The 24,901-nt window shown below is 59.9% G+C and carries 24 protein-coding genes; all 24 read left to right on the top strand.

Going from position 1 to position 24,901, the window contains the following annotated elements; translation table 11 throughout:
* The 24 genes from fabG (at position 1) to EL26_RS00005 (ending at position 24,781) form a co-directional block, all read left to right on the top strand.
* A complete protein-coding gene (gene fabG, locus EL26_RS00120; protein WP_038083154.1) occupies positions 1-744 on the top strand; it encodes a 3-oxoacyl-[acyl-carrier-protein] reductase in 744 nt (247 codons plus the stop codon).
* A 42-nt stretch (positions 745-786) separates the two neighbouring features.
* A complete protein-coding gene (locus tag EL26_RS00115; RefSeq protein ID WP_152559125.1) occupies positions 787-1,074 on the top strand; it encodes a phosphopantetheine-binding protein in 288 nt (95 codons plus the stop codon).
* Positions 1,075-1,081: 7 nt separating this feature from the next.
* On the top strand, positions 1,082-1,573 hold the full coding sequence (gene fabZ / locus EL26_RS00110) for a 3-hydroxyacyl-ACP dehydratase FabZ (protein WP_038083151.1): 492 nt from the start codon (positions 1,082-1,084) through the stop codon (positions 1,571-1,573).
* A 15-nt stretch (positions 1,574-1,588) separates the two neighbouring features.
* On the top strand, positions 1,589-4,822 hold the full coding sequence (locus EL26_RS00105; protein WP_038083150.1) for a GNAT family N-acetyltransferase: 3,234 nt from the start codon (positions 1,589-1,591) through the stop codon (positions 4,820-4,822).
* Positions 4,823-4,841: 19 nt separating this feature from the next.
* Positions 4,842-5,939: an aminomethyl transferase family protein gene (locus EL26_RS00100; protein ID WP_052035793.1), complete on the top strand. Its 1,098-nt coding sequence runs from the start codon at positions 4,842-4,844 to the stop codon at positions 5,937-5,939.
* A gap of 21 nt (positions 5,940-5,960) precedes the next feature.
* Positions 5,961-8,423: a beta-ketoacyl-[acyl-carrier-protein] synthase family protein gene (locus EL26_RS00095; RefSeq protein ID WP_038083148.1), complete on the top strand. Its 2,463-nt coding sequence runs from the start codon at positions 5,961-5,963 to the stop codon at positions 8,421-8,423.
* Positions 8,424-8,541: 118 nt separating this feature from the next.
* Positions 8,542-9,720: a sensor histidine kinase gene (locus tag EL26_RS00090; protein WP_052035792.1), complete on the top strand. Its 1,179-nt coding sequence runs from the start codon at positions 8,542-8,544 to the stop codon at positions 9,718-9,720.
* Positions 9,717-10,403, top strand: coding sequence for a response regulator (locus EL26_RS00085; RefSeq protein WP_038083146.1), 687 nt, complete (start codon positions 9,717-9,719; stop codon positions 10,401-10,403). The genes EL26_RS00090 and EL26_RS00085 overlap by 4 nt, the downstream gene beginning before the upstream one ends.
* 104 nt (positions 10,404-10,507) lie before the next feature.
* Positions 10,508-10,861, top strand: coding sequence for a VOC family protein (locus EL26_RS00080; RefSeq protein ID WP_038083144.1), 354 nt, complete (start codon positions 10,508-10,510; stop codon positions 10,859-10,861).
* Between the two features lie 52 nt (positions 10,862-10,913).
* Complete coding sequence (locus EL26_RS00075; protein ID WP_161780626.1) at positions 10,914-11,411, top strand: ribonuclease FAU-1 family protein; 498 nt, start codon at positions 10,914-10,916, stop codon at positions 11,409-11,411.
* A 51-nt stretch (positions 11,412-11,462) separates the two neighbouring features.
* Positions 11,463-11,831 carry a carboxymuconolactone decarboxylase family protein gene (locus EL26_RS00070; RefSeq protein ID WP_038083140.1) on the top strand — a complete coding sequence of 123 codons (369 nt, stop codon included), beginning with the start codon at positions 11,463-11,465 and terminating at the stop codon, positions 11,829-11,831.
* Between the two features lie 128 nt (positions 11,832-11,959).
* The gene (locus tag EL26_RS00065) at positions 11,960-13,147 is read left to right on the top strand and encodes an MFS transporter (protein ID WP_038083137.1); all 1,188 of its coding nucleotides are present in this window, start codon (positions 11,960-11,962) and stop codon (positions 13,145-13,147) included.
* 59 nt (positions 13,148-13,206) lie between these two features.
* On the top strand, positions 13,207-13,611 hold the full coding sequence (locus tag EL26_RS23185; protein WP_052035791.1) for a YdbC family protein: 405 nt from the start codon (positions 13,207-13,209) through the stop codon (positions 13,609-13,611).
* Positions 13,608-14,294: a response regulator transcription factor gene (locus EL26_RS00055; protein WP_038083134.1), complete on the top strand. Its 687-nt coding sequence runs from the start codon at positions 13,608-13,610 to the stop codon at positions 14,292-14,294. The genes EL26_RS23185 and EL26_RS00055 overlap by 4 nt, the downstream gene beginning before the upstream one ends.
* Positions 14,291-15,691: a sensor histidine kinase gene (locus tag EL26_RS00050; RefSeq protein WP_052035790.1), complete on the top strand. Its 1,401-nt coding sequence runs from the start codon at positions 14,291-14,293 to the stop codon at positions 15,689-15,691. The genes EL26_RS00055 and EL26_RS00050 overlap by 4 nt, the downstream gene beginning before the upstream one ends.
* Positions 15,692-15,815: 124 nt before the next feature.
* Positions 15,816-18,029: a beta-barrel domain-containing protein gene (locus EL26_RS00045; RefSeq protein ID WP_038083132.1), complete on the top strand. Its 2,214-nt coding sequence runs from the start codon at positions 15,816-15,818 to the stop codon at positions 18,027-18,029.
* Position 18,030: 1 nt separating this feature from the next.
* On the top strand, positions 18,031-18,768 hold the full coding sequence (locus EL26_RS00040) for an ABC transporter ATP-binding protein (protein ID WP_038083130.1): 738 nt from the start codon (positions 18,031-18,033) through the stop codon (positions 18,766-18,768).
* The gene (locus tag EL26_RS00035) at positions 18,765-19,982 is read left to right on the top strand and encodes an ABC transporter permease (protein WP_038083128.1); all 1,218 of its coding nucleotides are present in this window, start codon (positions 18,765-18,767) and stop codon (positions 19,980-19,982) included. The genes EL26_RS00040 and EL26_RS00035 overlap by 4 nt, the downstream gene beginning before the upstream one ends.
* A 138-nt stretch (positions 19,983-20,120) precedes the next feature.
* Positions 20,121-20,564 (top strand): MarR family winged helix-turn-helix transcriptional regulator, encoded by a 444-nt coding sequence (locus tag EL26_RS00030; protein ID WP_038083126.1) that lies wholly within the window; start codon positions 20,121-20,123, stop codon positions 20,562-20,564.
* A gap of 131 nt (positions 20,565-20,695) precedes the next feature.
* A complete protein-coding gene (racE, locus tag EL26_RS00025; protein WP_038083124.1) occupies positions 20,696-21,493 on the top strand; it encodes a glutamate racemase in 798 nt (265 codons plus the stop codon).
* Positions 21,494-21,618: 125 nt separating this feature from the next.
* Positions 21,619-22,665, top strand: a complete 1,047-nt coding sequence (locus tag EL26_RS00020; RefSeq protein ID WP_038083123.1) for a GerMN domain-containing protein — start codon at positions 21,619-21,621, stop codon at positions 22,663-22,665.
* Between the two features lie 142 nt (positions 22,666-22,807).
* Positions 22,808-23,572 (top strand): ribonuclease PH, encoded by a 765-nt coding sequence (gene rph, locus EL26_RS00015; RefSeq protein ID WP_038083121.1) that lies wholly within the window; start codon positions 22,808-22,810, stop codon positions 23,570-23,572.
* A 49-nt stretch (positions 23,573-23,621) separates the two neighbouring features.
* On the top strand, positions 23,622-24,236 hold the full coding sequence (locus EL26_RS00010) for an XTP/dITP diphosphatase (RefSeq protein ID WP_038083118.1): 615 nt from the start codon (positions 23,622-23,624) through the stop codon (positions 24,234-24,236).
* The gene (locus EL26_RS00005; RefSeq protein WP_052035789.1) at positions 24,233-24,781 is read left to right on the top strand and encodes a metallophosphoesterase family protein; all 549 of its coding nucleotides are present in this window, start codon (positions 24,233-24,235) and stop codon (positions 24,779-24,781) included. Before EL26_RS00010 ends, EL26_RS00005 begins: the two co-directional genes overlap by 4 nt.
* The last annotated feature ends 120 nt before the right edge of the window (positions 24,782-24,901 follow it).

Here is a 24,901-nt window from a genome sequence, read left to right as displayed (position 1 = left end):
GTGGTTCAAGATCGGATCGCCGTCGTCACCGGCGGCTCGCGCGGCATCGGCCGCGCGATCGTCAAAGACTTGGCGCAGCAAGGCGCAACCGTTGTGTTTACGTACAACGGCAACCAAGCGAAAGCCGAAGAGACGGTGCAGGAGATCGAAGCGGAAGGCGGCAAAGCCCTCGCGGTCAAATGCGACGTTTCCAAGGAGAAGGAAGTCAAGGAGCTGTTCAAGGAAGTCCGCACCCGCTACGGGAAGCTGGATATCCTCGTCAACAACGCAGGGGTGACCAACGACGGCTTCGTCGCGATGATGAGCGAAGCGAAGTTTGAAGACGTGGTCAAAGTCAACCTCGGCGGCACGTTCTTGACCACACGGGAAGCCGTGAAGCTCATGATGAAGCAAAAGTCGGGCGCGATCGTCAACCTCGCGTCGACCAGCGGCATCTCCGGCAACAAAGCGCAAACGAACTATGCGGCGTCCAAGGGCGGCATCATCGCGTTCACCAAAGCGCTGGCGCAGGAAGTGGCGGAACACAACATCCGCGCCAACGTTGTCGCGCCGGGCTTTATCGAAACCGACATGACCAAAGGCATGGACCAAGGCGTGTTGAACAAAATGCTCGAACTCATCCCGCTGCGCCGCATCGGCAAGCCGGAAGACATCGCGTACCTGACCACGTTTTTATGCTCTGACCGCGCCTCCTACATCACCGGCAAGGTGTACACGGTAGACGGCGGCCTGGTCAATGGCTGATCCATACAACCACCATATTTATTGAAAGAGGGCGAAAAAGAGATGTTGTTGACCTATGCATCCGTAAAAGAACAGGCGGAGAAACGCCGCGAACTGACCACCCGTATCAAAGCGATCATCGTCGATCGTCTGAGCCTCGACATCGAGCCGGAACTGATCACCGACGACCAACCGCTGTTCGGCCGCGGCTTGGGCCTCGATTCCATCGACGCGCTGGAATTGACCGTCTGCATCGAGGACGAGTTCGGCGTCACGCTGTACGACGACAACATGGAAGTCCTCGGCTCGATCAACAAGCTGGCCGACTATATCACGGAGAACATGGAGTGATCTCGCTGTGAAACGAATCATGACGGCGGATGAGATCCGCAACCTGATCCCGCACCGTTGGCCGTTTCTGCTCTTGGACCGCGTGGTGGAACTCGAACCGGGCAAAAGCGGCACGGGCCTCAAAAACGTAACCGTCTCGGAGCCGTACTTCCAAGGGCACTTCCCGAGCGAATCGATCATGCCGGGCGTGCTGATCTTGGAATCGCTCGCACAGCTGATCGCGGTCGTCGCAGGCACCGGCGGCATCGAAGAAGCGAAAGCGGCGGGCACGCTCGAAGAACTCGATCCCGCCAGCCAAGTCGGGTACCTCGTCGCGATCCGCGATGTGAAATTTATGCGTCCGGTCGTGCCGGGCGATCAGTTGGAACTCAAAGTCTCGTTCGGCCGTTCCGTCGGCTTGCTGACGATGGTAAAAGTCGCCGCGTATGTCGGCAAGGACAAAGTCGTCGAAGGCACACTCTCCGTTTCGAAGCGCCCGGATGCGGGAAGCGAAGCGTAAGGGGTGAGTGGTTCTATGTCTACGGCGTCGCCCACGGAGACCACCGCGCAAGACCGCATCGGCATTCGCTCGTGCGGACGGGAAGAAGCGGCGCGCCTCGCCGCGTTCATGAACCAGTTTGCGTTTCACAACCGGGTCGGATCGGGTTCGACTCCGCCCGGTGAACTGCTGAAAGCAAGCGATGTCGAGCGGTTTTTTGATGAACAGAACATCGCGTTGTTCATGGTGATGGAGTATGACCAAGACATCATCGGCCTGCTCTACTTCGCCAACCGCAACATTCAGATGATGTGCGAAGACAACGCGATTTTTGCGGTGGAGTTGCTGATTCATCCGGAGTTCCGCCAAGGTCCGTTGACAGGGCGGTTTTTCTCGGAAGCGGCGGTGCGCTTGTTGCAGATGGGCTATGACTACATCGACGCGACGGTGTACATGACCAACCAGTCGGCGCTCTCGCTGTACAAGCGCATCGGGATGTACCGAAGCGGTTTGGAATACATGGTCAACGACGGCCAGATCAAGTTGCGCAGCTACTTGCCGTACTTGATCAAGTACGTGCGCGAAGGGCTCAAGAACGTCCGCCAAGACATCAATGAGCGGTTCGCGCAAGTCGGCTGGAAGGGCATGGTCGGCTCCGACAACGTCCGCAGCGGCGAAGAAGACGCGCTGTTCGTCCACGGCATGCGCTTGATGGAGAACAAGTTCCAGTTCGGCGACCGCAAGTACACGTTCTGGCTGGACCTGCGCACGGAGAAGGTCGTGATGATCGACTCGCCGTACCTTCGCTTCTTCCACCATGTGGTGGATTCGCCGCAACTGGTGACGGGGCAGGAAGGCGCGGTGCGGTTTGAATGCCAGAACTTGACGGACGAGCCGGTGGTCGCGAAGTTTCGCACGACGCTCGACGGAGAGGTATTCCCGTATCGAAACGGCACGGCGGAGCGCGAGATTCAGCCGGGCGAGACGATCACGTGGGATGAACCGCTTTGCTTCGGCACGCCGGGGGATGTCCGCCTGCGCACCGAGCTGCAGTTTGACGCCATCGAGTTCGACTTTGAGACGCTGGTGGAAGTTCGCCCGCAAGTCTCAATCGCGCATGATCCGGGTTCGATCCTCAGCGGCGAACTGTCGGAGAGCGTACTTCGGCTGACCAACTGCACCGGCCGCGATCTGGAAGGGTTGCTGTTGCTGGACAACCTCGAACCGAACCATGTGCTGCTCGGCGGGACCTCGACGTCGACGGTGGGAATTCCCGCCGGCGGGTCGGTACAAGTGCCGCTGCAGCTGACCGGGTTGCGCACGGGAGTCGGGCGCGTGCAGGCGCGGTTTTTTGCCAAGGAGGGCGGGGAGTGCGGCTCGCAAGAACTGCTGATCCCGGTCACCGCTCCGCAAAAACCGGTGCGCTACACGACCGGAAACCGCGTCGTCCTCGACAGCGCGTGGCTTTCGGTGCAAGTGGACACCCGCACGGGCAGCCTGCACCTCTACGACCGCCAAACGGGGCGCAAACTGGCGCAAGAAGCGTGGCCCGACCTCGGCTTCCCGTTCCAAAACGGCATCCGCGAGTCGGGAACCCGCCGCTTGGAATGGCTGGACGACGCGCACGGGGGCGCGCTGCTGGTCAAAGAGACCCGCGCCGACGGCCGCTCGCTCGTCCGCCGCATCCTCTTCACGGAGGACCGCCAAGTGCGGATCGAAGACTACACGCAGGATCAACATCCGCTGAAAATCTATCCGTTCTGTCTCTTGCGCGACACGTCCGTCTCGATTCCGCTGCACGGAGGGATCGTGCACAGCACGGTGCTCGATTCCGTGTTCCCGTACGGGATGCTCGATTACGAGTGGGTCAACGACCTTGAATTCCCGTCCGACCCGGATGCGTATGCGGCGAACTGGACGGCGTTTGAGGGGCGCGAGGGCACGGTCGGGATGATCTGGCACGGCGATGTGCGCAGCGTGCATTACGGCTTGCGCTTCATGCCGGCCTTGACGTTCCACGGCCGCCCGAGCGGCAAGGGAGGCAAGTCGTTCTGGAAAACGCAGCCGCCCGTCGCGGTGCACTCCTACGTGTTCGGCTTCGGCGGCTCCCGCGAAGTGGAGCGGATCTGGCAAGCCCATTCCGGTGCCGCCAACGCTCCGCAACCGCTGCACGACCGCGTGGAACTGGAACTGCTCACGCCGTCGCTCCTTCCAAGCGACGCCGCACAACACCTCGTGCGCGCCAAAGTCTCCTCCCGCCTCTTGAAAAAAGTCGACGGCACGCTCACGCTCGCACTCCACGCGCTGGGTCATGCCGAAAGCGTGAAGCTCGACGGGATCTGCGCGGACGCGCCGCAGGAAGTGAGCTTCGAACTGCCGGGCGAGCTGCTTGCGGGACAGACTCTGCTCGACGCCAAGCTGTCGTTTGAAAACGATACACGCGGCCTCGCGGTGGAGACGTCGTTCGCGCTCTCCGTCCTCCCGACGGACGCCGCCGTGAACGTCCAAACGAAAAAATCAGGCGGTGCCGAAGTCTACGAAATCGACAACGGCCCTCTGTCGGTCATCGTCGCGCCGCACTTCCAAGGCGCGGTCACGAGCCTCAAATACAACCGTCATGAGATGGTCAGCTCCAACTACCCGAAAGTGAAAAACCACGGGACGAACTACAACGCCCCGTGCGGCTTCCACCCGCAATGGATGGACCAAGCGGTAGACCCGATCCGCCACGGCGTGCTGTTCTACGACATCCACAAACAGTCGTTCACCGGCACTCCCGCAAAGCGCGAAGAAAACGGTCAAACGTGGCAAGGCGTGCGCTTGACGTCCGACCGCTATACGGTGGAATACCTGACGCTTCCGGGCGTGCCGCTTCTTCGCATGGAGATGAGCGCCGCCGATCCGTCGCAGTTGCACGACGCGGTGAACTTCGGCTGGCAGATGTTCTGGAACGGCCACGGCGAGAAAAAATCCGCCAAGACGGTGCACTACTGGAACCATCTCGGCTCGCACCAACTCACCGAATCGCGCAACTCCCGCCGCGTCTACGGCGAAGCGCGGACGGTGCTGGAGTTGGGCAAGGGCTTTTACGCCGCCGCTTGGTCGCCGCAAGCAGACGCGTTTCTCACCGTCATCGAGCAGCCGGACAAAGGTCTGCAACTGGCGATGGTGCAACCGGAAGCGACAGAAGCAACGACGCATACCGTCTACGTGGCGTTCTGTGAGTCCAAGGACGACGCGATTCTTTTTTTACAACTTTTGAAAGAGTAAGAGAGGAGAATTATCACCCATGAAAACCTCCATCCTGACCCAAGCAACCAAAGCAAACGGCAATTTGATCGAAATCGGCGGCCAAGCGGTCGTCTCCACCTACTCCAACGAGGGCGAAGAGTACGACGCGCTCCGTAACGGCATCGGCATCTACGACCTCTCCGCAGTCGGCAAGTTCGAAGTCGGCGGCGACGAGCATGTCAACTTCTTGAACGAGCTGGTCACCAAAGACATCGAATTCCTCGACGTGGAGAAGTCGATCTTCACTCTGCTCCTGAACGAAGAGGGCGACGTGATCGACGCGGTCACCCTGCACAAAAAGGAAGAGTCCATCCTCATCGAAACTTCCGCGGCAGGCCGTGAAGCGGTCGGCGCATGGCTTCACGAGCGCAAAATCGACGACGTCGAAATCACCGACCTCTCCGACGACTACGCGCTGGTCGCGTTTGAAGGACCGTACGCGTGGAAAGCGGCGGCTTCCCTGATCGACTACGACATCTCGTTGCTGCCGTTCCAAGCGTTCGTGGCAACGGAAGTCGAAGGCTCCGAAGCGCTGTTGTTCCGCAACGGCGTCACCGGCGAATACGGCTACAAAGTCCTCGTCGCCAACGACGCGGCGATCGCGCTGTGGGAAAAACTGCTCGCGCACGACGCGTCGAACTACCCGGTCAAACCGGTCGGACACAGCACGCTGGAAATCGCGATGCTGGAAGTGCGCCAACCGAACGTGCTGGTGGAAGCGGACGGCCTGAACGTGTTCGAAGCCTCGCTGGAATGGGTGGTTTCCTTCTATAAAGAAAGCTTCGTTGGCCGTGAAGCGCTCGAAGCGAAGCGCGGGGAAGGCGTCAACCGCCGTCTCGTCGGCTTCTCGATCGAAGAGGGCGACCTCGCCGCTTCCGACGCGGTCGTTCTCGAAGACGAAACGATCGGCACCGTGCTGCAAGTCCGCAACTCCGGCGCGCTGGGCAAGAAACTCGGCCTCGCGCTGGTGGACGAACTGTTTTCCGTCTCCGGCATCTCCCTGCAAGCACAAAACCAAGCGGGCGAGCGCGTGACGTTGAACACCATCTCCTCTCCGTACATCCTGCCGAAGTCCTGGGGCATCAAAATCGCATAAGAACGGAGGGTGAGGGAGCTCATGTCCAACTACAAAGACCGCGTCGTCGTCACCGGCATCGGGATCATTTGCGCCAACGGCAAAAACGTCGAAGAATTCTGGCGCAACGTTTCAAACAACCAAAGCGGCATCCGCGTGGTGTCTTCGATCTCGATGGCGGGCATCAACACCGAATACGCCGGCGAGATCGACGGCTACAAACCGGAAGAGCACTTCACGCCGGAAGAAGTCGAGAAGTACGACATCGCGGGACAACTCTCGATCATCGCCGCCCGCGAAGCTGTACAAGTTGCCCAGTTTGACCTCGCCGCGCACGATCCGTACCGCGTCGGGGTCATCCTCGGCACGTCGCTTGGCGGCATGCGCAGCGGGGAGAAGTTTCATGAGCAATGGGTGAAGGAAGGCATCGAGCACGCCGACCCGAGCTTGCTCTACAACTACGTCATCCACATCCCGGTGGACAGCGTCTCTCACGATCTGAAGATCAAAGGGCCGAAGAGCGTCATCTCCAACGCGTGCGCGGCGGGGACGAACTCGATCGGCTATGCGGCCGATATGATTCGCAGCGGCAAAGCGGACGCGATGTTTGCAGGCGGCGTCGACCCGCTCTGCCGCCTCTCGATGAGCGGTTTCAACACGCTGGGAGCGCTCGCGCCGGAACCGTGCGCGCCGTTCTCGAAGTCGAGCGGACTGAACATCGGCGAAGGCGCGGGCGTGCTGTTCCTCGAACGCATGGACCTCGCGCTGGAGCGCGGGGCGACGATTTTGGGCGAAGTGCTTTCCTACGCGCTCTCCGCCGACGCGTACCACATCACCGCTCCGGACCCGGCGGGCGCGGGCGGCATGCGCTCGATGCGCCGCACGTTGGAAAAAGCGGGCTTGCCGGAAACCGCGGTCGATTACATCAACGGACACGGCACCGGCACGAACGCCAACGACTCTTCGGAGCCGATCGGCGTACGCACGCTGTTTGGCAACTCGGTTCCGGTTTCTTCGACCAAGTCGATGATCGGGCATATGCTCGGGGCAGCGGGCGCGTCGGAAGGCGTGATCTCGGTCTTGGCGATCAACAACTCGTTCATCCCCGCCACGATCAACTTCGACTACGAAGCGGACAAGTTCAAGGAACTCGATTTCGTGCGCGACACCGGACGCACCCAGGAGCTTGGCACCGTCATGTCCAACTCCTTCGCGTTTGGCGGCAACAACGCGTCGATTCTGTTTGGCAAGTACAAGCAAGACCGCGAAGTGCCGGCGCTTGCGGCGAAGAAGCGCGTGCTGATCACCGGCGTTGGGGCGCTGGCGGGCAACTCCGCGAACGTGGAAGAAGTGTTTGCGAAGTTCCAAGCCGGCGAGAGCACGTTCTCGGCGATCGAGGGCTTTGACACGGCGCAGTACGTGTCCACGCACGGGGCGCAAATCCCGGAAGTGCCGTACCGCAAACTGGTCAACCCGGCGCTGTTGCGCCGCATGGACGACCTCGGCAAACAAGCGACCGCCACGGCGAAGATGGCGCTTGACGATGCCAAATTGAAAGTTGACAGCAAAAACTCCGAGCGCATCGGCGTGCTGTTTGCCACCGGCACCGGCCCGCTGAAAACGGTCGAAGCGTTCAACCGCACCGTCATCCTCAAAGGGGCGGAAGCGGCGGAAGCGCTGCTGTTCCCGAACACCGTCATGAACGCGGCGGCAGGCCATATCTGCTTGAACTTCAAGATCAAGGGCCCGACCACCACGATCACATCCGGCGGCACGGCGGGCATCAACTCGCTGTTCTACGCCACCCAACTGATTCAAAACGGCGATGCCGACGCGGTGATCGTCGTCACGGGCGACGAGTTCAACGAGACGATGGTCGCGGGTCACTCCCGCGTGCCGGGCTACTTGACACCGGGATCGCAAGCCAAAGCGTTCGGCGAAGGCTTGGACGGCACGGTGCTCGGCGAAGCGTGCGTGGCGTTCCTCGTGGAGAGCGAAGAATCGGCGCTCGCCCGCGGCGCGAAAGTCTACGGCGAACTCAAAGGCTTCGGCCTCACTTCCGATCACTCCGGCCCGGCCCGCGTCAACCGCCAAGGCGAAGAATGGTCGAAATCGTTTGAACTGGCGCTGCAAGAAGCCGGTCTCACGGTCGATCAAGTCGACTACGTGGCGGCAGCAGCCAGCGGCAACCGCGTGTTCGACACGGCGGAAGCGCGCGCGCTGCACCGTGTGATCGGGGGCAAAGCGCCGATCTCCGCTCCGAAAGCGTACTTCGGCGAAGCGCTCGCGACGTCGGGGATGATCGGCGCCCTCAGCGCGCTGTACGCGATCGGGCACAACAACATCCCGCAGATTCCGGGCATGGAGCAACCGTTCTCGGAAGCGGAAGGTCTGGACCTCGTCATCGGCGGCAACCGCGAGAGGGCGGTCGAACACGCGCTGGTCTCTTCCTTCTCCTTCGGCGGGAACTATCAAGCGCTTGTAATCGGACGTTACGAAAAGTAAACTACAAAGCTTTAATATCACTATTCTCCTCTCCCACCCATTTTGATAAAATAGGTGCAAGAGGAGTTTTTTTCTGAGTAGAAGCGATCGTCTGTTTTCGGGGAAGGGGGAGTCCGTTTTGACCCGCAGCTTGTCGTCGATGTCGTTGCTCGGTTGGACGCGCATCGCCATGCTTGTCGGCATCGCCGCCAGCTATCTGTTCACCAACGAGGGTCTCACGGACAATCAGCGTGAGTTCATCGAGATCGGAATGATGCTGTTCGCGGTGAACCATGTGTTGTACCTGGTCTATCCCAAGCGGTTTGCTTGGATGTTCACCGCCGATTTGCTGCTCGCGTTTGCGTTTGGCGTCGTGATCGATCCGGCCGACCATACGTATCTGTTGTTTTACGGCATTCAGAGCATGACTTTGATGCTCTACACCTCGCGCCGCAACTTCATCCTCTGGTGGTGGTTTGGATCGGTGACGGTGATTTGGGCGGCGATGGTGGGAATCGAATATACGCAAAATCCGGACTTCAAGTTGTTCGGGAACCTGTTTAACTATGGATTTTTCGTGTTTGCCAGTCTGGTGGGCTGGCTGATTCGTTACTACCAAGACTCGCGCCAGCAGGTGGCTCACCTGTACGAAGAGTTGAAAACGTACGCGCGGCAGGTCGAAGAGATGACCGTCGTGCGGGAGCGCAACCATATTGCGCGGGAAATACACGACACCGTCGGGCATAAGATGACCGCGTTGCTCGTGCAGCTGCAAGCGGGACGCAAACTGCTCGACCGCGACCCCGAACAGTGCCAGGAAACGCTCTTGCGCTGCGAAGAACTGGCGCGGGCGGCATTGCAGGAAGTGCGGCTTTCCGTGCGCACTCTGCATGTCGAAGAGCAGACGCCGAGCATCGTGGAAGCGTTGCGCCGTTTATTGGCGGAGTTCTCCAAGATGTCGGCGATGGAAGCCGCTCTCGTCGTGCAAGGCGATGTGACGGGCATTTCCCACTCCTGGCATCCGGCGATCTATCGGATTGTACAAGAGGCGTTGACGAACGCCAAGCGGCACGGCGAAGCGCATGCGGCGACCGTCACGCTCGCCGGCACGGCGCAAGAAGTCTCGTTGACCATCCAAGACGACGGGATCGGGACGTCCGACGTGCAATTGGGGTTTGGCCTCTTGAACATTCGGGAGCGGGTGATGGAGTTGGGCGGCACGGTGCAGTTCGCTTCAAAAGCGGGAAGCGGGTTTCGGATTCAAGTCTTGTTCCCGTTGCAACAACAAGTGTGGAGATTTGGAGGAACAACCGCATGATTCGTGTTCTGGTAGTCGATGACCAGCGCTTGATGCGCGATGGGTTGAAGACGATTTTAAGCTTGGAGGAAGAGCTGGAAGTCGTCGGAGCGGCAAGCGACGGCAGACAAGCGTTCGAGTTGGCCAAACAACTGCGCCCGGACGTGGTGTTGATGGACATTCGCATGCCCAGTGTGGACGGCGTGACCGGCACGCGGTTGATCCGCGAAGCGTTACCGGAGACCAAAGTGTTGATACTCACCACGTTCAACGACAGCGAGTTGATTTTTGAAGCGCTCGACGAAGGCGCGAGCGGCTATCTGCTGAAGGAAATGCCGACGGAGGAGATCGTGGCGGCGATTCACACCGTGCACGGCGGCGGCATGATGCTTCCGCCGGACATCACCGCGCAAGTGGTGTCCGAACTCAAGCGCGTCCGCGAGCAATACGCGCTGACGCAAGAGCAAGCGTCGCCGATGCCGACGCCTCCGCTGCACGAAGAACTGACGGAGCGGGAGCGCGAAGTGCTCCGCCTCTTGGGCTGCGGGCTGAACAACAAGGAGATCGCCGACCGTCTCGCGATCACCGAAGGCACGACCAAAAACCATGTCTCCAGCATCATTTCCAAACTGCGGCTGCGCGACCGAACCCAAGCGGCGATCTACGCCGTGCGACACGGGCTGACCCCGTTGGACGTGATCTAGAGTTGCCGAAAAAGACTGAGCGCCGCGCGTGCTTGGTCTTTTTTTTCTGAAAATGGTGTGCTATTCTGAAACTAAATTTTTCCACAGTGAGGAGTTCAGTCAGCATGTCGCAACTTTTCGAACGCATCGACACCGTGTTTCTTCAAGTGAAATCTCTCGACGAAGCGCTTCCGTGGTACCAAGAGGTGCTCGGGTTTGAACTGCGCTGGCGGCACGGAAGCCACGCGGCGCTGAACGTGGCGGAAACCCCGCTGACCCTGTGGGAGCCTGAACCTGGCCAACCGCACACGCCGCATCCGTATCTGGCGTTTAACTTCTATGTGAAGGACATCCGCGCGCTGGAATCCATTCTCCAAGAGCGCGGCGTGGAGACGGAGCCGATCCGCGACCACGGCGACGTGAAGACGATCGACTTCTTCGACCCGAGCGGCAACCGCTTGTCGGTCTGTTCTTGGTAGCGCGATGGGAATGAAGCGCAAGTACGCAGACTTCCGCAAGAGCAGAAGAGTCTTGGAAAAAACATTCCGGGTGCGCGAGGTCGAGGCGGACGGCTTTCACGGGCGCGTGTCGATTCTGCAGATGGATCGGGTGGACGAGCCGTTCGTGTGGAAGTACGACAACGGCAAGCCGCTCACGTTGATGGCGACCGGAGTGCAATGGATGGACCACGTGCCGTTTCAGGGGCATTATGTGCTGAACACCGTGTTCGACGAACAGGGCGAGATTGTCCAGTGGTACATCGACATCATGAAACAGCACGGCGTGACAGAAGACGGCGTGCCGTGGTACGACGACCTCTACCTCGACCTCGTCGTCCTGCCGACCGGCGAAGTCTACTTGCTCGACGAAGACGAGTTGGAAGACGCGCTGAAGGGCGGACACATCTCGCAAGCGGACTACGACCTCGCGTGGCGCGAAACCCGCCGCCTGCAAGAGGAGATCGCCGCCGGACGCTTCCCGAACCCCAAGTGGGCGGAGCATCGACGCTTCCTCCTCGGGACACACTAGGGGCGACGACCCGCGTGTGGAAAGCGCGGGTGGAAAGGTGGAGAAGCGCCGATGGCGAACATCGAAGCACAAAACAACACAGAGCGCACGCTCTTGGCGTACAAGGAAGGCCTCGGTCAATTTGCCCAAACCCTGCCGAACATCGGCGACACGTACATGGAATTTACAGCCGCCTGCTTTGCGGAGGGCGCTGTTTCGGTGAAGCACAAACACTTGACGGCGCTCGGCATCTCGCTGTGCCTGCAAGACCGAATCTGCACGTTCTATCACGCCAAAGGCGCGTTGGAGAACGGAGCCAGCCACGCGGAACTCATGGAAACTGTCGGCGTGTGCGCCGCGTTGAGCGGCGGAGCCGCGCTTTCGCAGGGAGTCACGTGGGTGCAGCAAGCCCTCTTGGATCTCAAGTCAGCACAGCACTGATCTTTTTTTGCAAAAAAATCCCCTGGGCCGACGCTGGACCCGGGGGATTTTATTATGGAGAGCGGACTTTTGGGGTTGCGAAGAATATGGTAGGATAGCGGTGAACTTTTCCCAAAGGGGTGACGGTTTTGAACAAACGCATTCTGTTGTATCTGGTCGCGCTCAGCGCGTTCATGGGTCCGTTCACCCAGACGATCTACACGCCGCTTCTGCCGGAAGTGCAAGCCGACTTGCACACGACGCAGTTTTTGATCAACTTGACGATCTCGGTCTTCACGGTGATGCTGGCGTTGATGCAAATCGTTTACGGACCGCTCACCGACATGAAAGGACGGCGGGTCGTGCTCTTGCCGGGGATGGCGCTGTACGTGCTGGCGACGCTCGGCTGCGCGTTCTCCCCTTCGATTTCGTGGCTGTTGGTGTTTCGCGGCTTGCAAGCGGCGGGGATCGCGACCGGTTCGGTGGTCGCGACGACCGTCATCGGCGACCTGTTCGCAGGCATAGAGCGCGGACGCGCGATGGGCACATTCCAGATGATGGTCTCGCTCGGCGCCGTCGCCGGGCCGCTGATCGGCGGATACATCGGCGCGCATGCCGGATTCCACGGCGTGTTTTGGGTGTTGGCGGGCGTCGGGTCGGCGTTGCTGCTCTCGATCGGCTTGCTGCTGCCGGAAACCAAGTCGGTCGAGAGCGCGGGCGACCGTTTCAGCGTCAAGCGATTCGCCGTGGTGCTGCGCGATCCGACGGGGATGTCGGTGATCTTGCTCGGGTTCATTCAGTACTACACGTTCTACAACTTCCTCGTCTTCCTGCCCGACATCCTCTCGCGGGTGTACCGCTTGGGGATCGAAGCGAAAAGCCTCGTCTTCCTCCCGCTCTCTCTCGCCATTGCCATCGGTTCGCCGATCGGCGGACGCTTGCAAGAGCGCGTCGAACCGCGCAAGAGCTTGATTCTCACGTCGTCGCTGAACGTGGCGGCGGTCGTGCTGTTCCTCTTGCTCTCGAAAGTATCGCTCGTCCTGCTCGTGATCTCGATCTTCCTGTTCGGGCTTTGCTTGGGGCTCTCGCTTCCTGTGCAGACGACGCTGTTGACCGGCGCGTTCCTGCGCGAGCGGGCGACGGCGATCGGGGTGTACAACTTCTTCCGCTACATGGGCATGGCGGCGGGGCCGATGGTCGGGACGCTGCTGTACGGCAGCGGCAACATCCCGCTCTTGTACGGCGTGGCGGCGGTGCTGTTCGCGTTGACCGTGTGGCTCGCCTCGCAACGCTTGCGGGCGGGAGCAGGAGGAGTTTCGCCGTCCGGTGCGAAGTAGAGCGTTGGAGGCGAACAACCATGTTGATCAAGTGGATGGTTTGCCGCGTGCCGTAAGAGATGCACGCGGCTTTTTCAAAAGCGCAAACGGGGTGGAGTCCGCTTCGCGGCGTGGACGGATTCTGCGGTCAATGGGGCGGCTGGAACGAGTGTAACTCCGAAGAAGCCTGCATTCTCGCGCTGTGGCGGGATCGCGCGGCGTATCGGTTTTTTATGGAGCACATTCACGACACGATATTTGAAAAAAATGACCAGGCACGCACCTACGAGGGAATCTCCGTCACCCTCCATGAGGACGCTGCGGTTTCGAGGATGCCGGACGCAAAGCTGTCCGTTCGCTTGACTCCCGGTTTGGAAAAAGCGTCGCTCACCGACGGCGTGCTGCACGTGCCGTCGGAGGTCGCGGGCGGGAAAGAGATCGAACTGTTGGAGATCTGGCACGTGGAGGGAGGCAAGGTTTTGTGAAGCAAAGCACGGTCATCTTGGTTGTCGAAGATGATGAGTCGATCGCGCTGTTAATGCGCTTGTACTTGGAGAAGGAAGGCTTTGAGTTCGTGCACGCCAAGGACGGAGAAGAGGCGATTCAGATGTACCGCCGTCTGCATCCGAACCTCGTCGTGCTCGACTTGATGATCCCGAAAATCGACGGCCTCGCCGTCTGCAAGCAGATCCGGCGCGACGGTACGACGCCGATCATCATCGTCACCGCCAAGACGCAGAGCCAAGACAAGCTGACCGGATTCGACCTTGGCGCGGACGATTACCTCGGCAAGCCGTTCGACCCGCCGGAGTTGGTCGCCCGGGTCAAAGCGGTGTTGCGCCGCAGCCAGCCGACCGCGTCCAAGCAGTTGCGCTACGAGGGCTTGCTGATCGACCTCGACCACTACACGGTGGAAGTCGACGGCGAACCGCTCGTGCTGCCGCCCAAGGAGATGGACTTGCTGCATTTCCTCGCGTCGCACCCAAATCTGGTGTTCGACCGCGAGCACATCTTGGATAAAGTCTGGGGGGCGGAGTACGAAGGCGACAACCGAACGGTCGACGTGCATGTGAAGCGCCTGCGCGAGAAGTTGGAGCGTCCGGAGCTCCCGTGGGGCATCCGCACGGTCTGGGGGGTCGGGTACAAGTTTGAGGTGCCCAAGCCATGAAGCGCCTGCGGATTTTTCACAAGTTGATTCTGATCATTCTCGGGATCATGCTCGTCACCGTCTTGGTGCTGAATTTGACGGGGACGTTTCTCTACCGGGGCTACTTCCTGCAAGAGCGCCAAGACGCGATGGTCGAGCAAGGCCGGGCGATTGCGATGGTGGCGGGAAAGCGGATGGAGCGCTTGGGGAGCGACTCGCAAAACTCGCTGGCGATGTCGGCGACGTTTAACGCCGTCTACATCTACGACAGCGACGGATCGCTTCTCATCGAGCCGCCGGAAGAGCGCAAGCAGCAATCGCCGCCGAGCGTTGCGCTTGTCAAAGCCACGCTGAGCGGCGAAGAGCAGATTCCGACGGTGGGCAGCAAGGGAGCGGACACGATGGAAATCGGCATCCCGATTCGGCGCGGGACGCGTGTGATCGGCGCGGTCATCGTCCAAGGACAGGCGCTCGACCGGCACTTTGGCGGGGTGAACCGTCTGCTGATCACTTCCGGGGTGATTGCGCTGGTCGTGACGTCGGTGTTGGCGTTTTTCTTCTCGCGCTCGATTGCCAGTCCCTTGCAGGAGATGAGCATCGCGGTGCGGCGGATGGCGAAGGGGGACTTCTCCCGCAAAGTCAAAGTCCGCTCCAAGGACGAAGTCGGGGAACTTGCGGACGCGTTCAACCACATGGCGGAGGAGTTGGAAGCGCTGGAGGCGATGCGCAGCGAGTTTGTGGCGCACGCGTCGCATGAGTTGCGCTCGCCGCTGACGTCGATTCGCGGCTTCGTCGGGGCGATTCTCGACGGCACGATTCCCGTGGAGAACGCAAGACCGTTTCTTGAGCGCATTCACAAAGAATCGGAGCGGCTCGGCAAGTTGGTCGACGAACTGCTCGACCTCTCGCGGCTGGAAAATCACGCCGGCGATGAAGCGGTCGTCGAAGGCGAAGCGCCGCTCGGCCACGTCGTGCGCGAAGCTGTCGCCACGCTCTCGCCGCAGATGCAGGCGAAGGAATTGCGCTTGTACACGGAGATTGACGACGTCGGCGTGCAAGCGCAGGCGGAGCGCGTGACGCAAGTGGTGATCAATCTGCTCTCCAACGCGATTCGCTTTTCGCATCCGGGCGGTTCGATCACGATTCGCGTGCGCGAGGAAGGCGGCATGGCGCGGGTGGAAGTGATCGACGAAGGCATCGGCATTCCCGAGGATGAGATCGACCGCGTCTGGGAGCGTTTTTACAAAGTCGACAAAGCGCGCACCACCGACCAGGGCGGAACGGGCCTCGGGCTTTCGATCGCCAAGCGGATCGTCGAACTGCTCGGCGGGGAAATCGGCTTGGAGAGCACGCGGGGCGAAGGCACGACCGCCTGGGTCACGCTGCCGAAGCTCACCAAAAACCAGGAAGAACTGTGACAAAGTTTTGAAAAAAGCCTCTGTTCTCCGGACAGAGGCTTTTGCATTCATATGTTGTTCATATTTCCTTGCTAGACTAGCCCCATACTCACACGAGAAGAGAATTCCAAGGGGGATTGAAGTCATGTCTGAAGTTACGTTGAAAACGCAACAGCAAGGAGCAACGATCCTGCCGAAGCGACGCAACACGAGAAAAATCATCACCATCGCGATCATCGGGCTCTTGCTCGTCGGGGGCGGTGTCTACGCATATGAGAAGGTTGCCACGCCCAAAGCCAGCGCCCAGACGACCCGCGCCTACACCGTCAAGCGCGGCGATGTCACGGAGACGATCTCCGCGTCCGGCACGGTGCAACCTCCGCAACAAATCAAGCTGAACTTCACGGGCGGCTCCGCGAAGCTGACCGCGCTGAACGTCAAAGTCGGCGACACCGTCAAAGCCGGTCAAGTGCTCGCGACTGTGGACGATTCGACGGCTAAAGCTCAATTGGCGAACGCGCAGGCGAACCTCGACGCCGCCAAAGCCAAACTGCTCTCCGCGCAAAAAGGTTCGACGTCCGATCAAATCGCAGCGGCCCAAGCCAACCTCAAATCGTCGCAAGCCAAGCTGAACCAGACGAAAAACGGCCAAACGCCGGAAGCGATGGCGGTGCAAAAAGCCAACCTCGACAAAGCCAAAGTCGCGCTCGACGGCGCGAAAATTTCGTACGACAACCAAGTCAACCAGTTCAACAACCGCACGGCGGCGTATCAAACGGTCGTCGCGGCGCAAAACAGCGTGGCGCAAGCAGAAATTTCCTTGAAGTCTGCCAAAGAGAGTTTGACGGTGGCGCAATCGAAATACAACGTGGTGCAAACGCCTCCTTCCGAAGAAGCGCTTTTGGCCGCTCAAACCGCCGTGGACAACGCGGATACGCAACTGCAACTCGCGAACGTGGCGTATCTGCAAGCGACGACAGATGAAGCAAAACGTCAAGCGCAAGGTCAGATCGCATCTGCAAAAGTCCAGTATGCCAATGCGACGAAGGCGCTCGCTGACTTGCAAGCACAGCCGGACAAGAACGCCATCGCCCAAGCGCAGGCTGCCGTAAACCAAGCGCAATTGCAAGTCGACCAAGCGACCCAAGCCTACAACAACGCCCAGCAAAACCTCGACATCGCGCAGAAAAACTACGACGACCGCACGTCCGCGCAAGCAACGCTTGACTCGGCGAAAAACCAACTCGACCAAGCTCAAGCTTCCTACAATGCGGCGCTCGCGTCGTACAACCAAGCGGTCGCGGCGCCGGATGAAGCGACGATTTCTGCGGCGGAAGCATCCGTGGATTCCGCGCAGGCTCAGTTGAACCAAACGCTCGCCGGTCCGGACGCCGCGACTGTGATCTCGGCGGAAGCGTCGGTTGCGCAAGCGCAGTCTCAATACGACCAGCAAAAAATCGCCCTCGACAACATGACGCTGAAAGCGCCGGTCGACGGCGTCGTCACCACCGTCAGCGGAGCGGTCGGCGAGATGACCGCCAACGGCACGCCGGTCGTGGTGATGGACGACACGTCGACGGCAAGCGACGTGCAAATTCAAGCGCAAGTTTCGCAAACGGACGTCGGCAAAGTGAAGCCGGGCCAGGACGCGGAATTCACCACGACGGCATTCCCGGATCAAACGTTCAAGGGCAAAGTCCTGTCGGTCGCACCGGAAGCGACGACCGCCAACGGCGTCACCACGTACGCGGTCTTGCTCTCCGTGAATTCCGATCAGAAATTGAAAACCGGCATGACCACCAACGTCACGATCACCGTTGACACGCACAAGAACGTGCTCTACGTTCCGACCACCGCGCTCAAAGAAGTCGGCGGACGCGACGGCGTCTTCCTCCAAGGCGGCACCGGCGAATCCGCAACCGGCACCGGCAAAGGCTGGAATGGAGGAAACGGCGGCTCCACCGGCAGCAACTCGAATACCGAAAACGGCTCGAACTCCGGCAACGCTTCCGGAAACGGCGGCAACCGCGGCTCCCGCAACTCCGGCTCGGGCGGCAGCTCCTCGGCGGCTTCGTCGAACGGGACACCGGCGAACACGACGTTCCGTCCGGTGCAGATCGGTCTGATGTCGTCTGACAAAGTGGAAATCACCGAAGGCTTGAAAGAGGGCGATCAAATCGTCATCCAGTTCACCATGGCGAGCGGTTCGACTTCCACGCGCGGCATCGGAGGAGCAGGCGGATTCGGAGGAGCGGGCGGATTCGGCGGCGCGATGGGCGGTTTCGGCGGTGCAGGCGGCGGAGCAAGCCGTTCGGGCGGAGGCGGCAACTCCGGCGGCGGGAACAGAGGGGGCAACTAATATGCAACCCTTGATTCGCATCGACGACCTGCGCAAAATCTACCGCGTCGGCGATCAGGAGATCCATGCTCTGAGCGGCGTGTCGTTGAGCATTCGCGAAGGCGAGTTCGTGGCGATCATGGGTCCGTCCGGCTCCGGGAAATCGACGATGATGAACGTGCTCGGCTGCCTTGACAAACCGACGCTTGGCGAATACGTCCTCGACGGTCACGCCATCTCGAAGCTGCATGACGACGATTTGGCGATCATCCGCAACCGCAAGATCGGCTTCGTCTTCCAAAGTTTCAACTTGCTCTCGCGCACCACGGCGGTGGAAAACGTCGAGTTGCCGATGCTCTACGCGGGCGTCCCGGCGAAAGAACGCCGCCGCCGCGCTATCGAAGCGCTGGAATCGGTCGGCCTCGGCACCCGTTTGTACAACAAGCCAAACGAGCTTTCCGGCGGTCAACAACAGCGCGTCTCCATCGCCCGCGCCCTCGTCAACAACCCGGTCATCCTCATGGCGGACGAACCGACCGGGGCGCTCGACACCAAGACGTCGCTTGAGATCATGGGGATCTTCCAACGCTTGAACGACCAAGGCAAGACGATCATCCTCGTCACGCACGAACCGGACATCGCCGAGTTCGCCAAGCGCGTCGTCCGCTTCCGGGACGGTCGGATCGTCGAAGATGAGATCGTGGAACACCGCCGCCTCGTTTCAGAAATCGCATCGGCACAAGAGGAGGCGGTCCTATGAACTTTATGGAATCGATCCGCGTTTCGCTTCGCAGCGTCAAATCGAACAAGATGCGTTCGTTTCTGACGATGCTTGGGATCATCATCGGCGTGTCCGCCGTCATCGCGATGGTCTCGATCGGCCAAGGCGCGCAATCGAGCGTCACGTCGCAAATTCAAGGTCTCGGCTCCAACTTGCTGATCGTTACACCGGGGCAAGCTTCCCAAGGCGGGGTGCGGCTCGGTGCCGGATCGGCGAACTCGTTGACGATGGCGGATGTCGACGCGATCGCCAAGCAGGACTCGGTGGCGGGCGTCGCGCCCGATATCACCAAAAACGAGCAAGTCGTCTTCAAAAACCAAAACACGTCCACGTCCATTGAAGGCACCTCCGCCGACTATCCGGATGTCCGCAGCACCAAAGTGTCGGCGGGTCGTTTTTTCAATAAGTATGAAGTGAAAGGTCAATCGAACGTTGCCGTGTTGGGGACGGAAGTGGCGAACACGCTGTTTGGCAGCGCGGGTAACGACATCATCGGGCAGACGATCAACATCAACCAGATGCCGTTTGAAGTCATCGGCGTTCTGGAATCGCAAGGCACGACCGGTTTCACGAACAACGACGACCGCGTGATGATTCCGATCACCACGGCGATGAACCGGATGTTCGGCACGACCAACGTGCGCACGTTCTACGTCTCCGCGAAATCGGCCGATTTGATGGACCAAGCGAACATCGACGTCACCACCGCCCTGCGGGCGCAGCACCATCTGAAGCCCAAGGACGACAACGACTTCCAGATCTCGTCGCAAGCGCAAATCCTCTCGACGGCGCAAGGGGTCACCGGCATCATGACGACCTTGCTCGCCGGGATTGCGGGGATTTCGCTGGTCGTCGGCGGCATCGGGATCATGAACATCATGCTCGTCTCCGTCACGGAGCGGACCCGCGAGATCGGGATTCGCAAAGCGATCGGGGCGACGCGCGGCGCGATCATGCGCCAGTTCTTGATCGAATCGGTGATGCTCTCGCTGCTCGGCGGGATCATCGGGATTCTGATCGGCGTCGGCATCGCGCTTCTGGTCTCCAAAGTCACGACGCTGACGACGGCGGTCACGCTGTCTCCGATTCTGTATGCGTTCTTTTTCTCGATGCTGGTCGGCATCGTGTTCGGGGTCTACCCGGCGCGCAAAGCCGCCCGCCTCAACCCGATCGACGCGCTGCGCTACGAATAATCGCAACGCGCGTGAATCGTTCATGCAAAGCACCCGTCTCTCGCGAGGCGGGTGCTTTTTTAATGTTATTCAAATTCAATTGACCAAGCTGTCGACAGAATGCTACAATTAGAGGAGGTACAGCACAGGAGGGAAACTATGACTGAATCGTCGATCCATAGCGGTCTCGTCGTTGAGATCGAACATTTGCTTCGCCAAATTGCCAAGGAAGTCCGCCGTCGTGGCCGAGATATTTTGAGCGACTTCTCGATCACGCCGCCACAGTTTGATGCGCTGATCTATTTGAGCGAATTCGGCGATTTGACGATCGGGGAGTTGAGTTCCAAGCTCTACCTCGCCTACAGCACCACCACCGACCTCGTCGACCGCATGGAGCGCAACGACCTGGTCGAACGGGTTCGCGATAAGAATGATCGCCGTGTCGTGCGGTTACATATGAAGGAACGCGGCCGCGACTTGATCGAGAAAGTCTTGATCGTCCGCCGCCAATCGCTGGAGAAAGCCCTGAAGCATGTGGAGTCCAAAGACCTGCAGCCGCTTGTCACGGCGCTTTCGGAAATCTATAATCATATCAGTGACTGAGAGAGTCACGCGCATCGTATGCTTGTGAAAGCGACTTCCGCCGCCTGCTGGGACGGGACGGGAGCGCTTTTTCTTTTTGACCATATACTACATCACATGTCAGTCAGACAGCAGAGAAGGGGAGAATACCCGTGAGTTCCACAAAACCGATCGGCATCCTCGACTCCGGCTTCGGCGGATTGACCGTCGTCGGCGAAGTGCTTCGACAACTCCCGCAGGAGAACATCCTCTATGTGGGGGACAACGCCCGTTGTCCGTACGGGAGCCGTCCGCCGGAAGAGGTCCGGAAGTTTTTGTTTGAAATCATGGATTTTTTGGTCGCCCAAGAAGTCAAGATGATCATCATCGCCTGCAACACCGCGACGGCCGCGGGGCTTGAAGAAGCGCGGCACCGCTACTCAATTCCCGTCGTCGGCGTGATCGTGCCGGGCAGCCGGGCGGCGATTTCGTCCACCAAGACGGGGCGCATCGGCGTCATCGGCACGGAGAACACGATCAACTCCGACGCCTACCGCCGCGAACTGCACCGCATCAACCCGCGCTTGTTCGTCACCAACCAAGCGTGCAAACCGTTCGTTCCGATCGTCGAAGAAGACCAGATCGACACGCCGCAAGCGCGGGAGACGGTCGAGCGCTACTTGGCTTCTGTGCGGGAGTTGGACATCGACACGCTGATTCTCGGGTGCACGCACTATCCGCTGTTGAAAGCGGTGATCGCAGACGTGATGGGCGATTCGGTCGAGTTGATCAACTCGGCGGAAGAAACGGCGCGGGAAGCGAGCACGGTGCTCTCCGTGAAGCATCAACTCAATGAAGACAACCCCGTGCCGCACCATCAGTTTTTCACGACGGGCGACGCGGACTATTTCCGCAAAATCGGCTCGCGATGGCTGCACATGGACCTCGACGTGTCGCGCATCGACTTGTAAGCACGCCCAAGCGCGGGACCGCGCAAAAACTTGTCTCCGGTGGACAAATTCCACGCATATCTCGTCCATGATCTCGTATACATGGTATCAAGTAACGAGATTCCAGCTTGGAGGAGGAAAACGCGATGCGTAAGAAATACCACTATGCGCTGGTCGCGGTCCTCGCGATGTCGATCGTGGCGGCCACCGGTTGTACGCTGACTCCGGAAAAAACCTCGACCCCCGATTCATCGCAGGGCACTGCGGTCAACACAGCGACGAACGTCATGCCGACCACGATCTATGTCAGCAACCAAAACGGGTTCGTTGTGCCCCTGAACATCAAGATGGAGCAAACCAACTCCATCGCCAAATCGACCTTGGAACACATGGTCATCGGAGGCCCCGGCGACTCGGCGCTCTCCGGCACCGGTTTGCACAACGTGCTGCCCAAGGGCACGACGATCAAGGGCGTGTCGATCAACAACCACGTGGCGCGCGTTGATTTTTCCAAGGACGTGCTGAACTACAAGACCGAAGCGGAAGAGCATGCGATCGTGGATTCGGTCGTCTGGTCGCTGACCGGGATTGAGGGCATTTCCAAAGTGCAGTTCGTCATAGACGGCCACATCCAGCCGACGCTGAAAAACGGCACGCCGGTCGCCGACGCGATCTCCCGCGACAACGGCATCAACTTGCAAGTGGCAAGCAACGTCAACCCGTCGAACGCGACCAAGTTGACGCTCTACTTCTCCGGCGCCAACCAACAGGGCGATTACTCGTACCTCGTTCCGGTCACCCGCATCGTGCCGAAAGCCGACCCGTCCAAAATGGCGGAGCTGACGATGGCGGAACTGGCGAAGGGGCCGAGCGTCGACGGTTTGGAACCGGTTGTGCAGCCGACGTTGAAACTGCAAAAAGTCGACCAAAAAGACAAAGTCGCCGTGCTCGACTTCGGCAACGACTTCCAAGTTTCCAGCGGCACCAACGCCGAGAAGAACATGGTCAACTCGATCTTGCTCTCCGTCGCGGCGAACACCGGCGTCCAGCAAGTGCAATTCACCGTCAACGGCAAAGCGCCGACGACGGCGCAAGCGTCTGCGAAACCGGACGCGATGAACGTCTCCAAACAGTGGATGGATTTCACCAAACCGGTCACCGCACCGAAAGTCGTCAACGAGCAAAAGCTCTGATTCATACTCCCAGGCAGCGGAAAAACCAACGAGCGAGGAGGCTTGTTGGTTTTTTTCCTGTCGGGAAGTTAGGGGTAGTGGAAAGCGGAAGAAAAGGTTATGCTACAAGAGTATTCCAATGGGACGACGAGGAGGCAAGCACATGCGAGGAGATGGAAGAAAAGAAAACGAAACGCGCGTGATCACGATCGAGCGCGAGTATATCAAGCATGCGGAAGGTTCGGTGCTGATCACGGTCGGTGACACCAAAGTCATCTGCACCGTGACGGTTGAGGACAAAGTGCCGCCGTTCCTGCGCAATTCGGGCACGGGCTGGATCACCGCCGAGTACGGCATGCTGCCGCGCTCCACCGGCACCCGCAACCAGCGCGAATCGACGCGAGGCAAAGTCGGCGGGCGCACGATGGAAATTCAGCGCTTGATCGGGCGGGCGCTGCGTGCGGTTGTGGACCTTGGGAAGCTCGGGGAGAAAACCCTGTGGCTGGACTGCGACGTCATTCAAGCGGACGGCGGCACGCGGACGGCTTCGATCACCGGCGCGTTTGTGGCGCTGGCGGACGCGCTGTACAAACAGGTGAAAAAGGGCTCGCTCAGCACGTTGCCGATCACCGATTTCTTGGCGGCGACGTCTGTGGGGATCGTAAACGGCACGCCGGTGCTCGATTTGAACTACAACGAAGACTCCGCGGCGGCGGTCGACATGAACATCGTGATGACAGGCAGCGGCAAGTTCGTGGAACTGCAAGGCACGGGCGAGGAATCGTCGTTCTCGATGGACGAACTGCAAGCGATGATCGGGCTTGGCAAACAGGGCGTCGACCAATTGATCGCGAAACAAAAAGCGGTGCTCGGCGAGGAGATCGTCAACTTGATCGCAGCGAACGCCAACACCGTGCAGCATACATAAGAACTTCATATTTACATCCTAAGCACATAAGGAAGGCAGTTGTCACGAGATGTCGGAGCGAATCCAAAACAAACTTCTGCTGGCGACCCGAAACCAAGGCAAGGTTCGGGAGATCGCCTCTTTTTTTGCTGAACTGGGCTGGCATGTGGAGCCGGTGCCCGCAGACGCGCCGGAGGTCGTGGAAGACCGCGACACGTTTGCCGGAAACGCGACCAAAAAAGCGGAGGAGATCTCCGCGCTCTACCACTGCCCGGCGCTGGCGGACGACTCGGGGCTCGAAGTCGACGCGCTGGACGGGCGTCCGGGCGTCTATTCGGCGCGCTATTCCGGTGAGAACGCCACCGACCAAAGCAACAACGAAAAACTGCTTCGCGAACTGGACGGCGTGGCGGAAAACGAGCGCGGCGCCCGCTTCGTCTCGGCGATTGCGCTGGCCCGCCCCGGCCTTGAGACGCTGGTTTCGTTTGGCACCGTCGAGGGGCGCATCTTGACGGAGGAGCGCGGCACGGAGGGGTTCGGCTACGACCCGCTGTTTTTCTTGCCGAGCCACGGCCAAACGCTCGGCGAAATCTCGCTTGAGGAAAAAAACGCCATCTCGCACCGTGCCCACGCGTTGCGCGCGATGGTCGATATGCTCAAAGCGGAAGAGGACGCGAAAGCATGACGTCGATGCGCGTCTTGGTTCTGAGCGACACGCACGGCCGCACCGACCGGATTCAACAGGCGGTGCGGCAGGCGGGCCGCTTTGATCTGTTGGTGCATGCGGGCGATCATGCCGACGATGTGCTGGAGAGCTTTCCGCATGCCGTCGCCGTCTGCGGCAATTGCGACGATCCGAGCCTTGCTGCCGTCGAGCAGGAAGTCGATCTGCTGGGCTTGAAAGCTCTGGTCGCGCACGGTCATACTCTGAATGTGAAAACTTCACCGTTGCCCTTGCTCTACCGGGCGGCGGAAGCGCAGGCGGACATCGCGATCTACGGGCATACGCACACGCCGACTTTGGTGGAAGAAGAGGGCCGGATCTTCCTCAATCCGGGCTCGCTGTCGTACCCGAGGGGCTTTACGGTCTGTACGTACTGTGTGATCGAATTGACCCGCCGCGATGCGCAAGGGCAGGAGAGCGAAGTTGAAGCGCAGGTGCAGTTCTACACGCTCGACGGCAATCCCGTCCCTGGATTCGATCTCAAAAAAAGTTGGAGAGGGCGTTGACTTCTCTCCAACGCATGTTGTATACTAAGTCTCGTCGCCGCGACAAGCGGCATTTCTTGCGGGTGTAGTTCAATGGTAGAACTCCAGCCTTCCAAGCTGGTCGCGTGGGTTCGATTCCCA

Source organism: Tumebacillus flagellatus (genome assembly GCF_000714935.1).
Lineage (GTDB): Bacteria > Bacillota > Bacilli > Tumebacillales > Tumebacillaceae > Tumebacillus > Tumebacillus flagellatus.
Note: the sequence above shows the minus strand (reverse complement) of the source record. Positions and strands in the feature narration are given on the sequence as shown.